Below are 11,932 nucleotides of genomic sequence, written 5' to 3' on the forward strand. Positions count from 1 at the left end.
CGATCACCAACCGACCGCCCGAGAGGTGACCACGATGACCACCACCACGCCCGGACTCGCCCAGCGCGCCGTACACGCCGCCCACGCCCACCGCGCCGCCGACCCCGACGGGTTCCACCACCGCCACGACAACCCCGAGGAGTGGAACCGGTGGGCACGTCGCGCCCGCGTCGCCCACACCGTCGCCACCGCCCTCCAGGTGCCCACCGACGCCGTGCTCGTCACCGACGACCCCCACCGCACCTACCCCACCCGCACCGGAGACGTCCCCGGCGACCTGATCACCGTCACCGACCCGACAACCGGCAGCGCGTGGCGGTTCATCCCCGACCACACCACCCCCGGCCAGGCATGGCTCCTGCTCGACACCTGCCCCGACTGCACCGCCGAAGTCCCCGTCACCCCCGTCGCCACCCTCGCCGACCTCGGCGACCACCTCGACCCCGACCACGACACACAACCCGCCCGAGACATAGGCGACGCAGCCGACCACCAGCCCAACTGCACGCGCACCGCACGTACCGAACCATCCCCTGCTGCTGCTCCCACGCGACCCCACCACCGGACCCGCACGACACCCCTGCACCACACGTCAGGAGAACAACGATGACCGCCCACACCCCGGAGGACACCATGCACGCCACGCCCTTCTTCGACGCAGCACCCCTCTTCGACACCGCGACCACCGACACGCACGACGACACCACCACCATTGCCGACTTCCACCTCGCGCACGACACCTGCCGCACGTGGCTGGGAACCCTGCAAGGCCCAACAGATCCGCACTCGCTGCACGAGACCGCCATCGGCCGGCAGCTGCTGGAGGCGACCACCTCGGAAACCTTCACCACCGCCGTGACCGACCTGCTCCACGCATCGGCCGAGCAGGACACCGGGCTGTGCCACCTGCCCGACGACGGCTGGCCCTGGCCGTGGCGCAACTCCCGCCACGCCGACTGGATCTACGCCTTCGACGGCACCCGTGTGTGGGCGGCCGCCCGGACCACGCGGTATGCGGCAACCCCGACCATCCTGCTGCCCGAACCGGATAGTGTCCTCGCCCAGCGGATCACCCTGCTCGACGAGCTGATCGAACGAGCCGACACCGCCCCCGCCGGCAACACCATCGCCCCCGGCACACCCAGCCGACGCCGCAGCCGCTTCGACCTGGTCCACGAACACGTGCTCCGCGTCGAGGACCGCACCGCCCCGCTGACCGACGCCGAGGTCGCCGCCCTGGCCTTCGCTCTGACCGATCCGATGGTCCGCGACGCCTGCCTGTCCTTCGCCACCGGCGAGCACGCCCACGCCGCCGAAGCCCTGTGGACCCAGCTGGTCAAAGCCGCCCCGACCCCCGAGCGAGCCGAACCGGCCGCACTGCTCGCGGTGTTCGCCTACCTGCGCCACGACATCCCCCTGGCCACCGCCGCAACCGCATACGCCCACAACGCCCACCCGGGACACCGCCTCAGCGAGCTGATCGGCCAGGCGATCGCCACCGAACTGGAGCCCGAGCACCTGCTCCGCATGGCACACGACAGCCAACACCTGATCGAACAACTCTGACCCACGCCCCTTCACCGAGAAGGCCCGGCAATCCACCGACACGACTCCGGCAACTCGCCATCCCTTACCCGACGCCCCACCGAACCGGCCGAGACCACACGGATCCAGGTGGCGAACAGTCGTGACGACCAGGACCCCAGGAACACACCGATGAGCGACAACGAGCAAAACCCAAGCCCGCGACCCGCATCACCTCCGCTGATCGACTTCGAGGAACAATGCCCGGACTGCGCCGTGGCGGTCGACGAAGCGCACGTCCACGGCGGATGCGACATCGCCTGCTGCCTGGTGACCGGACGGCAGCGGCTGATGTGCGACCTCGACCACGACTGCGGCCAAGACATCTGGACCGGCTGGCGGCCAGGCCACCTCGACTGCGAACGACTCGGCTGGATGATCGGCCCCGGCTTCCCCGACCTCCACCGCCTCTACACCCAGGCCATCTGGGACCCGGCGCACCGCCACTGGACCGCACCTGCCTGACCACACCCGCCCTGTCCAGCAGAACGATCGGAAGCCGCCGGCGACCCCACCACGGGTCACCGGCGGCCCCTGCTCGACCAGTCCTGCGGGCTGGACTCGAAGACGACCCGCTCGCGTAAAGACACCCACCTGCGGAAAGAGCCGTCCGAGTCGGCAGGACGCGGCTGAACAGGAAGCTTGGACGGCGGAGATGGACTGACGACGGAATCGGCCCGCTTCGACCGACGGTCTACCCGGCGGTGCCGATGAGGCCGGTGTATGAGGTCCGGCGTGCCTGGACGCTCAGCCGGGGCCTGGTGCGGGCGAGGCGGCTCTGGCGGGCGGATGGATTTCGTGCGTCCGTCCGGGCGATAGGCGTGTCGAGGCGTGGGCCGGTGGTCGGTCGTGCGGTAGACCGGGTTTAGTCAACAGACCTGGCAGGCTGCTGCGGAAGGGCTGGGATGGCGGGTCCGGGTCAGGCCGTGCACCGCACGATCGTGGTGGTGGACGTGGAGGGGTTCGGTGATCCGCGCCGGACGCTGCCCCACCAGGTGGCGACTCGGGCCGGGCTGTACCGGGTGGTCGCCGACGCCCTGCGCGCGGCCGGGGTGGCGTGGGAGGACTGCCACCACGAGGACCGCGGCGACAGTGTGTTCGTGCTGGTCCCGCCCGAGTACGCGAAGGCGCCGCTGGTGGAGGTGCTGCCGGGGGCGTTGGCGGAGGCATTGCGGGGGCACAACGTCGGCAGCCCTGCCGCGCAGCATGTCCGGTTGCGGGTGGCGGTGCACGCCGGTGAGGTGGTCTTCGACCGGCACGGTGTCACCTCGACCGCGGTGACCACGACCTTCCGGCTGCTGGACGCGCCGCCGGTGAAGCGGGCACTGGCGGACTCGCCCGGCCTGGTCGCGCTGGTGGTGTCGCGCTGGCTGTTCGACGAGGTGGTCCGCCACTCCGCGGTGCTGGACCCGGCCACGTTCCGGCCGGTACCGGTGGCGGTGAAGGAGGTCCGCGACACCGCCTGGCTCGCCCTACCCGACCACCCCTACCCCACCGATCCCGACGTGCTCGATCGGCCGCCAATCCCGGCCGCACCCGACGGCGGTGGAGCGGCGCCTCGGCAGCTGCCCGGGGCACCGGCGCTGTTCGCCGGCCGCGAGAAGTACCTGGCCGACCTTGACCACATCCTGACGCCCGTCAACGACGACCCCGCCGCGGGGGCGGTGGTGATCTCGGCGTTGGGCGGTGCGGGTGGCATCGGCAAGACCTGGCTGGCGCTGCACTGGGCGCACCGCCACGCCGATCGGTTCCCCGACGGGCAGCTGTTCGTCGACCTGCGCGGGTTCAGCCCCGCCGGCGACCCGGTCGACCCGGCGGTGGCGGTGCGAGGGTTCCTCGACGCCCTCGGCGTCGACCCGGGCCGCATCCCCGCCGCCCTCGACGCCCAGGCCGCGCTGTACCGCAGCCTGGCAGCGGGCAAGCGGATGCTGATCATGCTGGACAACGCCGCCACCAGCGACCAGGTCGTCCCCCTGCTGCCCGGCACACCCACCTGCACCGTCCTGGTCACCAGCCGCCGCAAACTCGCCTCGCTGATCGACCGGCACGGCGCCCACCACCTGCAACTGGGCACCCTCGACCGCGACGAGGCCCGCGCCCTGCTGACCGCGCGCCTGGGGGTCGACCGCGTCGCCGCCGAACCCGACCCCATCGACGAGCTGGTGGCGCTGTGCGGGTCCTACCCGCTGGCCCTGGCGATCACCGCGCGCGCCGCCGCCACCCGCCCCGCCATCCCGCTTACCGAGATCGCCGCCGAACTGCGCGCACTCGGGCTGGAGGCGCTCGACGACGACGATCCCGCCGCCAGCCTGCCCACCGTGCTGTCCTGGTCCCTGCGCCGGCTCACCGAACAGCAGCGCACCGTGTTCGCCCTGCTCGGGATCGCGCCCGGCCCCGACACCACCCCGCCCGCCACCGCCGCCCTCACCGGACTGCCCGACGGCCCCGCCCGCCGCGCGCTGGCGGCACTGGAGGACGCGTCACTGGTCGAACGCCGGCCGGGCGGCCGGTACGCGATGCACGACCTGGTCCGCGCCTACGCCGCCACCACGGCCCACAGTCTGCCCGACGACGTGCGCGAGACGGCCCTGATCCGGGTGGTGGACTTCCACCTGCACACCGCCCACGCCGCCGACCGCCTCCTGGACCCCCACCGCCCGATTGTGTCACCCGATCCGCCCACACCAGACGTCCGCCCGCACCCGCTGCCCGACGCTGCGGCCGCGCTCGCCTGGCTGCAAGCCGAGCACGCCACCCTGCTGGCCACCCAGCGCACCGCCGCCACCCTCGAACGCCACCACGCCGTCTGGCACCTTGCCTGGAACCTGAACACCTTCCAGCACCGGCGAGGACACCGGCGCGACGCGCTCGCCGTGTGGCACGCCGCGCTGGACGCCGCCGCCCACCTGCCTAACCCCGCCACACTCAGCCGCGCCCACCGACACCTCGGCTACGCCTGTGCCCTGCTGGGCCTGCACGAGCAGGCCACCGGACACCTGGACCGGACCCTCGCCCTGGCCGTGCGCCACCACGACCCCACCGAACAGGCACACGCCCACCACGCGCTCGCGCTCGCCTGGGAACGACGGGGGGACGACCGGCGGGCCCTGGACCACGCTCGGCACGCCCTCGACCTCCACCGCACCCTCGGCCAGCCGCTTTTAGAAGCCATAGCGCTCAATGTGGTGGGCTGGTACGCCGCGCGCCTGGGCGAGTTCGACACCGCCCGCGACCACTGCCACGCCGCCCTCACCCTGCACCGACACCACCACGACCCTGCGGGCGAGGCGGCCATCCTCGATAGCCTCGGGTTCATCGCCCATCGCACCGGAGATCACCGCCTGGCCCTCGACCACTACCACCAGGCCCTCGCCCTGTACCGCGCCCTCGGCCACACCTACCTGATCGCGAATACCCTCGATCGCGTCGGTCGCCCGCACTCCGAGCTCGGAGACCACGAGCAGGCCCGCGCGGTGTGGGGGAAGGCGCTGGCGCTGTACCGGGACCAAGGCCGTGACACCGACGCCGACCGCGTCCAACAACAACTCGACGACCTCGACAACACCAACCACCGTCTGGACGCAGCCGCTGACCGTTCATAGGCGGGTACCAGGCGGGAAACGATCATCGGTAACGCCGAAAGGCGCCAGTCTTACCGCCGAATCCGCTGCTCAGCAGATTCCGTCGGCAGCCCGGAGATCCGGCCATCGACAACCGCGGGGGCGCGGCCGCGAAAGGCGGCCACGACGGTGTCCGCGACCTGCTCGGCCTACCGCATTCAGGAACGCGAGAGCAGTTCGCCAAAGCCACCGGAGTCAGCACTCGCTCGCTGCGGCACTACGAGCAGCAGGGCCTGTTGCCCGCCGCACGACTTGCCAACGGCTACCGGTAGTACGACGAGCAGGTGGTTCGCCAGGTCGCCTTCATCCAGGACCCGCACCGCGCTGGCCTGCCCTCCGACATCGTCCGGGAGACCGTCCTCCGCGCCGTGGCGAGTCGACCCCAAGGCGATTGCACCGGCCTTACCGCCCGTATCCAGCAGGTGCGCGACCAGTTGGCTCACCAGGAGCAGCAGCCGACGTGCGACGCGGGATGCTCGAACGGCACCTCGCCGGCACCGCAACGCCTGTCCGCACCGTCACTCCCCATCCCGACGGCTCGGATGCCCGAAAGCGGCCGTGACCCCCACTGAGAACAATGGGGGTCGCGGTCCTGCGGCCACCGTCGGCGGCGTTACCTTCCCGGGTCGGCCTCCGGATCGACGGCGCAGGAGTACTTCTTCGGCTTGTCGCTGGTGCGCACGGCGTAGCCGTCCTCGACCAACTTCTCCAGGGCGTTGTGCACCGCACCCGCCGACCGGTTCAACGCCTTGCCGACCGCGTTCGGACTGAACTCCTGACCCGCGTTCTCCCGCAGATGGTCCTCGACCATCCCGCGCAGCGCCCCCGGTGCCAACCGCCCTCCCGCCGGCTGCACCTCCCGGTCCGCCCCCGCCTCAGCCACCTCCGCCCCAGCGGTCACGGCGGCCTCGCCGTCGGCGGACCGGTCGTCCGTCGACCGGTCATCGACGCCCTCCTTCTCGTTCAACTCGTCGTCGATGGACTCGTCACCCGTCGGCTGGTCGACGGTCCGCTCGTCGATGGCGGTGATCGACCAGCGGTCGGCCGGGCGTGAGCCGCCGTCGGCGATCCCCGGGGTGCGGGTGACAAGGTTGTCCTTGTCCCAGCGGGCGAGGATCTTCGTGGCGGTGGACCTGCCGATCCCGGCGGCGGTCGACAACACGGCAGCGGTGCTGCCCGGATCGTCGAGCAGCGCCTGCCACAACTTCTCCTCGGTGTCCGTGCGTAGTTTGACCGGGTCGGGAACGGCTCGCAGGGCGGGAGTGGTGTTGGAGGACATGGCTACCTCGCAGTGGTGGTGTCTTCTGTGGGTGGTCATGCCCCGGCCGGAGCGGGCGCGGCCCCCGGTGCGCATCCGGTGGTTGTCGGGCCACACGACTATGAACGCTTCCTTGCGCTGTGAAGTCAAGTGGAACGACCAAACAATCCATCTGTCTCCTGTGGACAGTGAAATCAGGAGATCCTTACACGCAAGGGTTAACTTCGCCGCTGATTTCCGCCGTGTATTGACACCGTGATGGTGATGAAGCGTCCATGCATGTCGGCCGTTCGACCGGGGACGAACCGAACGCGAAGGGACACCGAGACCATGACCGCCGACACCGCCGCGCCGACACCGCCCGAACCCGCACCCGACGCCACCATGACCGCGTTGAACAGCGACACCGGACCCACTCCACTCCACTCCGTTCCCGTCGCCGCACACGGCGACGACGAGGCGAGGATGCTGTGGTGGGAGGGACTTCCACCCGATGTCGTGATCCTCGCCCCGTCGGTCGCCGCCACGCCGATGCGGCACCCGGAGGACACCTGGGCGATGCTGGTGCTGGCGGCGGACGTCCTGGACGACACCGACCCCGACCGAAACGGTGAGGTCGCCCTGTTCGCCGGCTGCTGGCTGCCCGAGCAGCCACCCGCCGCCGGCTGCGACGGTGATCTCGTCATCGTGCTGACCGCACCCGACGGCGAGTCGCCTCCGGACGACCTGGTCGACGTGGAGATGCTGCTCTCCTACCACGACCGCTGGCTCCGGGTCGGCGAATGGGAAGCGCTGGACCCGCGCTGGCCGTGGACGGTCGCGATGACCGACGCGGCCATCATGGGACTGCACACCGAGGCAACCGAGGTCGTCCCGACCTCGACAGGCCCGACGGTCGACCACCCCTTGCAGGGTTGGGGAGGCAACGGGGGCCTGACCGACCTGCTCACCGCCCGCCTGCTCCGAGCGGGCGAGGAGTTCATGTGGAACCGCCCGGGACACGGTGCCCGGCACACCGCCCGCATCCACTCCGACGGCACCCTGGTCCTCGCCGACGGCCGCGCCTACGCCAACCCCTCCGGCGCGCTGATCGCCCTCGGCGGCAAGAACCAGAACGGCTGGAAAGCGTGGAAACGAACCTCGGACGGACGCGCGCTCGGTGACCTGCGCGCCGAACTGCGGATCCGCCGAGGGCTGACCCTCGAACCACGACGACGATGACACCGGACACCGGACACCGGACACCGGACACCCGCACCCGCTGCGGGCGTCCGGTGTTCTCGATTCCCGGACCGGCCGCCCGGCGACGGCCACTCCGGGCTGTGCCACCGGAGAAGCGTTGTCGGCGGCCACGGGCGCGGTGTCGTCCTGGATCTTCGTTGCCGGGCGGCTTCCCGAGGAAGTCCGTGACAGCTGAAAGCTCGGTCTGATTTCCACAGGATTTGATCGTGCTGGAAGCAGCCTGTGCTCGTACTGCTTGACCACTTGCTCGCTCATGGGTGCCGGTGACCGGCATGAGAGTGCCTCGGAGCACCCGATCGGTCATGATGACCCTTTCACCCGGACAGGGGATGGGATGGGGCAACCAACACTCTTTCTGACGGTCGGGCTCCCGGCCACCGGAAAAACCAGTGCCGCGCGACGTGTGGAAATCGAGCACAAGGCGCTTCGCCTTACCAAGGACGAATGGGTGAAGGCCCTCTACGGGCACGAGAACCCGCCATCGGCCTCCGACGTGATCGAAGGACGGCTCATCGAGATCGGGCTGCGCGCCCTCGAACTCGGCATCAACGTGGTGATCGACTACGGACTGTGGGATCGGGACGAGCGCTCCGCGCTGCGGCAGGCAGCCGCGGACCTCGGCGCAAGGGTGGAGATGTACTACTTCGAGGTGTCCCCGGCCGAGCAGCGCAGACGACTCGACCAACGCCAAGCCGACGAGCCGGACACCACATGGCCCATGTCCGACGAGGAACTCGCCGAGTGGGCCTGCATCATCCAGGTCCCGACGCGAGGTGAACTCGACGGCAGCGAACCCGTTGACGACCCACCGGCCGGATTCGCATCCTGGGACGAGTGGCGCGGGCACCGCTGGCCGCCGACGGTCTCCTGACCGCCACCGCTCATCGACATGGGCACACGACCACCGGCACCTCACCCACGGTATGAGCGGATGGCGCGCTGTCTGCGGGTGAGGGGGCTGGCGTCCGCACCGGTTCGACGTTCTTCGCCCGGTTCGCCGAGCCCCCCGTGCACCGCGGGTTGCCGGGCTCTGCCACTGCATGGCTTTGGTTCGAGGATCTGGGCTGTGAGGTCGGGAGGGCCAGGAGTAGGTGGGCGGGGTGGGGCAGGTATTCGGCGATGCCGCCACCACCATTCCGCTCACCGGGATGAGCGTGTCGTCCCAAAGTGCGTTCGGCGGCATGAGAGTGCGTTGCCGGTTCTTGGCTGGGGCGGTGATGCCTTCGGCTAATGGTCGGGTTCTCGGGGTTCCGCAATGTTGCGGTTTCATGTCATGCCGAGTAGATGCAGACGGCGTCACAAATGAGCACCGCTCAAATTTGTCGAGTCGGGTTGTGGGGCGTGTGCTGTTGAGTGGGCGTGGCCTCGTAGCGGTAAGCGGGTGGGGTGCGATCATCGGCTGTCGGTTCACGGGCGTTGCGGCTTCCGGGCAGGGGTGGTCATGGCATTCGGTCGGGGTCGTGCCTGGTGGTTGGCGGGTGTGGCGGTGCTCGGTGGGGTGGTGTGGGCGCTGTTGCGGTTCGGTGTGCCGGTGGTCCTGACCGAGGAGGAGCACCCTGCCCGGCCGGTGGTGGAGGCGTTGAGCTGGTTCGCCGGTATCGCCGGCCTCCTGGTGGCTGTCGCGGCGTTGGTGGCGGCGGTGCGTCAAAGGCCGCGGGACAACACCGCGGTCGGCGATGAGCCCTCGTCCGCTCCCACAGCGGCGCGGACGCAGACGGCCACCGGTGGCGGTGTGGCGTTCACCGGGGACGTGACCGGGGGTTCGGGTTCGGGGTCGACCACCGGGGTGCACATCGGTGGGGTGGGAGGGCCGCCGGACCCTCCGGCGCCGACGCGACCGTAGGCCAGGCCACGTCGGCGACAACTCCACAGGCCACGGGCGCGGCGTCGCTTGCCGGGAACGTGACCGGCGGCGCGGGGCCCACGATCGGCGCCATGCAGGGCGGCACCCTGGTGCAGGGGAACCTGATCGTCGACGGGGCGGCCGTGCCGGTCATGGAGACGGTTGCGGCCGCGGCGGGGTTGGGAAGGCTTCCCACCGGCTCGGAGTTGTTCGTCGGGCGATCGGGAGAGCTGGAACGGCTGGACCGGGTGGTGGCGGGCTCGGGTCGGGCGGTGGTGGTCGCGGTGCACGGGTTAGGCGGGGTCGGCAAGAGCACCCTGGCCGCCCGCTTCGCCCACCTGCACGCCGGGCGGTACACGCTGGTGTGGTGGATCACCGCGGACACCGCCTCCGCGCTGGACGCCGGTCTGGCCGACCTGGCGAGCACCCTGGCCCCACAGGCGGCGGACCTGCCCTCGGAGCAGCGCACCGAACTGGGTGTGCGGTGGCTGGCCACCCACGACGGGTGGCTGCTGGTGTTGGACAACCTGACCGCGCCCGGTGACGCGGCGGGGTTGTTGGAGCGGGTGCGCACCGGCACGGTGGTGATCACCTCGCGCCAGGGCGGCGGCTGGCGGGGCGTGGAGACGGTCCCACTCGACGTGCTGCCCCCCGCCGAAGCCGTGGAACTGCTGACCCGCCTGGTACGGGCGGAATGGCCCGAGGCGGACCTGACCGACGCCGACCGGCTGTGCGCGGAGCTGGGGTGGCTGCCGCTGGCGGTGGAACAAGCGGGCGCCTACCTCACCCAGGCCCGCATCACCCCCACCGCCTACCTCGACCTGTTGGCGCGGTACCCGGCGCGGATGTTCACCGCCACCGCCGAAGGCGGCGACGCCCAGCGGACCATGGCCCGCCTCTGGCACGTCACCCTCGACCACCTCGCCGACACCCCGCCGGCCGGAGACCTGCTACGCCAACTGGCCTGGTACGCCTCCGACGACATCCCCCGCGACCTGGTCACCACCGGTACCGACGCGCCGGAGCCCGACGTCGTGGAGGCGCTGGGCAGGCTGGCCGCCTACAGCATGATCACCCTCACCGCCGACACCATCACCGTGCACCGACTCGTCCAGGCCGTCACCCGCACCCCCGACCCCGCAGACCCCCACCGCCGCCCCGACGACATCGCCCACGCCCGCGACACCACCACCACCGTCCTGGCCACCGCTCTCGCCGACGCCGCCCCAGGGCTCCCGGCAGACTGGCCCGTCTTCCGGACGGTGCTGCCCCACGCCCGCGCACTACTGGAACACACCCACCCCGACACCGACACCGCCCTGCTCTGCACCCTCGCCGACCGCCTCGGCCGCTACCTCAACAACCAGGGCGATCCCGCCACCGCCATCGCCCTGCACACCCGCGCCGCCCAAGGCCACGAACGCCTCCACGGTCCCGACCATCCGGACACGTTGATCTCCCGCAACAACCTCGCTGGCGCCTATCAAGCGGCGGGTGATCTGGGACGCGCGATTCCGCTGTTCGAGGCAACCCTGGCCGACTGCGAGCGGGTGTTGGGTTCTGACCACCGGAATACGTTGACCTCGCGCAATAACCTCGCCAGCGTCTATGAGACTGCGGGTGATCTGGGACGCGCGATCCCGCTATACGAGGCAACCCTGGCCGATCGGGAGCGGGTGTTGGGTTCTGACCACCGGAATACGTTGACCTCCCGCAACAACCTCGCCTGCGCCTACCGGGCGGCGGGTGATCTGGGACGCGCGATTCCGCTGTTCGAGGCAGCCCTGGCCGACTGCGAACGGGTGTTGGGCCCCGACCAACCGGACACGCTGAACTCCCGCAACAACCTCGCCTGCGCCTATCAAGCGGCGGGTGATCTGGGACGCGCGATTCCGCTGTTCGAGGCAGCCCTGACCGATCGGGGGCGGGTGTTGGGTTCTGACCATCCGGACACGTTGATCTCCCGCAACAACCTCGCTGGCGCCTACCGGGCGGCGGGTGATCTGGGACGCGCGATTCCGCTATACGAGGCAGCCCTGACCGACTGCGAACGGGTGTTGGGTTCTGACCAACCGGACACGTTGATCTCCCGCAACAACCTCGCTGGCGCCTACCGGGCGGCGGGTGATCTGGAACGCGCGATTCCGCTATACGAGGCAGCCCTGACCGACTGCGAACGGGTGTTGAGCCCCGACCACCCGATAACCAAGATAATCCGGTCAAATCTCGACTACGTAAAATCAACTTAAAATTTCCAGCAGGGTCAATGGTGCTGTCGTGCCAACAGGGTTGAACGTCCCGGCATCGGCATGAGCGAATGTTGCTCGAGAGGTGTCCGACCGCGTGCGCCTTTCGATGTATTTGGTTTAGCGATCATGTGACGGT

10 protein-coding genes are annotated in these 11,932 nt (G+C 70.3%); 9 read left to right on the plus strand and 1 reads right to left on the minus strand.

Going from position 1 to position 11,932, the window contains the following annotated elements; all coding sequences use genetic code 11:
• Window positions 1-34: 34 nt before the first annotated feature.
• The 5 genes from Q5530_RS16535 (at window position 35) to Q5530_RS16555 (ending at window position 5,476) form a co-directional block, all read left to right on the plus strand.
• On the plus strand, window positions 35-610 hold the full coding sequence (locus tag Q5530_RS16535) for a hypothetical protein (RefSeq protein ID WP_415363179.1): 576 nt from the start codon (window positions 35-37) through the stop codon (window positions 608-610).
• Window positions 607-1,566, plus strand: a complete 960-nt coding sequence (locus Q5530_RS16540) for a DUF4192 domain-containing protein (protein ID WP_415363180.1) — start codon at window positions 607-609, stop codon at window positions 1,564-1,566. Before Q5530_RS16535 ends, Q5530_RS16540 begins: the two co-directional genes overlap by 4 nt.
• 150 nt (window positions 1,567-1,716) lie before the next feature.
• Window positions 1,717-2,049: a hypothetical protein gene (locus tag Q5530_RS16545; RefSeq protein WP_415363182.1), complete on the plus strand. Its 333-nt coding sequence runs from the start codon at window positions 1,717-1,719 to the stop codon at window positions 2,047-2,049.
• 440 nt (window positions 2,050-2,489) lie between these two features.
• Window positions 2,490-5,186 (plus strand): ATP-binding protein, encoded by a 2,697-nt coding sequence (locus Q5530_RS16550; RefSeq protein ID WP_415363183.1) that lies wholly within the window; start codon window positions 2,490-2,492, stop codon window positions 5,184-5,186.
• A 227-nt stretch (window positions 5,187-5,413) separates the two neighbouring features.
• Window positions 5,414-5,476 carry a MerR family DNA-binding transcriptional regulator gene (locus Q5530_RS16555; protein ID WP_415363659.1) on the plus strand — a complete coding sequence of 21 codons (63 nt, stop codon included), beginning with the start codon at window positions 5,414-5,416 and terminating at the stop codon, window positions 5,474-5,476.
• Window positions 5,477-5,817: 341 nt separating this feature from the next.
• Here Q5530_RS16555 and Q5530_RS16560 read toward each other — a convergent pair whose 3' ends face one another.
• Window positions 5,818-6,483 carry a MarR family transcriptional regulator gene (locus Q5530_RS16560; protein WP_415363185.1) on the minus strand — a complete coding sequence of 222 codons (666 nt, stop codon included), beginning with the start codon at window positions 6,481-6,483 and terminating at the stop codon, window positions 5,818-5,820.
• Between the two features lie 309 nt (window positions 6,484-6,792).
• Here Q5530_RS16560 and Q5530_RS16565 point away from each other — a divergent pair, with 309 nt between their 5' ends.
• The 4 genes from Q5530_RS16565 to Q5530_RS16580 all read left to right on the plus strand — a co-directional run bounded on the left by Q5530_RS16565 (window position 6,793) and on the right by Q5530_RS16580 (window position 11,796).
• Complete coding sequence (locus Q5530_RS16565; protein WP_415363186.1) at window positions 6,793-7,683, plus strand: hypothetical protein; 891 nt, start codon at window positions 6,793-6,795, stop codon at window positions 7,681-7,683.
• 355 nt (window positions 7,684-8,038) lie between these two features.
• Window positions 8,039-8,575, plus strand: coding sequence for an AAA family ATPase (locus Q5530_RS16570; protein WP_415363188.1), 537 nt, complete (start codon window positions 8,039-8,041; stop codon window positions 8,573-8,575).
• Window positions 8,576-9,145: 570 nt separating this feature from the next.
• Entirely contained in the window at window positions 9,146-9,547 is a 402-nt protein-coding gene (locus tag Q5530_RS16575; protein WP_415363190.1) for a hypothetical protein, read from the plus strand.
• A gap of 92 nt (window positions 9,548-9,639) precedes the next feature.
• Window positions 9,640-11,796 carry a tetratricopeptide repeat protein gene (locus tag Q5530_RS16580; RefSeq protein WP_415363192.1) on the plus strand — a complete coding sequence of 719 codons (2,157 nt, stop codon included), beginning with the start codon at window positions 9,640-9,642 and terminating at the stop codon, window positions 11,794-11,796.
• Window positions 11,797-11,932 lie beyond the last annotated feature (136 nt).

The organism is Saccharothrix sp. BKS2 (assembly GCF_047689505.1).
Classification (GTDB): domain Bacteria; phylum Actinomycetota; class Actinomycetes; order Mycobacteriales; family Pseudonocardiaceae; genus Actinosynnema; species Actinosynnema lopnurensis.

Bases quoted from the DNA above. Each gene is read 5' to 3' on its own strand.
- Q5530_RS16535 (WP_415363179.1), top strand. From the start codon at position 35: ATGACCACCACCACGCCCGGACTCGCCCAGCGCGCCGTACACGCCGCC.
- Q5530_RS16540 (WP_415363180.1), top strand. From the start codon at position 607: ATGACCGCCCACACCCCGGAGGACACCATGCACGCCACGCCCTTCTTC.
- Q5530_RS16545 (WP_415363182.1), top strand. From the start codon at position 1,717: ATGAGCGACAACGAGCAAAACCCAAGCCCGCGACCCGCATCACCTCCG.
- Q5530_RS16550 (WP_415363183.1), top strand. From the start codon at position 2,490: ATGGCGGGTCCGGGTCAGGCCGTGCACCGCACGATCGTGGTGGTGGAC.
- Q5530_RS16560 (WP_415363185.1), bottom strand. From the start codon at position 6,483: ATGTCCTCCAACACCACTCCCGCCCTGCGAGCCGTTCCCGACCCGGTC.
- Q5530_RS16565 (WP_415363186.1), top strand. From the start codon at position 6,793: ATGACCGCCGACACCGCCGCGCCGACACCGCCCGAACCCGCACCCGAC.
- Q5530_RS16570 (WP_415363188.1), top strand. From the start codon at position 8,039: ATGGGGCAACCAACACTCTTTCTGACGGTCGGGCTCCCGGCCACCGGA.
- Q5530_RS16575 (WP_415363190.1), top strand. From the start codon at position 9,146: ATGGCATTCGGTCGGGGTCGTGCCTGGTGGTTGGCGGGTGTGGCGGTG.
- Q5530_RS16580 (WP_415363192.1), top strand. From the start codon at position 9,640: ATGCAGGGCGGCACCCTGGTGCAGGGGAACCTGATCGTCGACGGGGCG.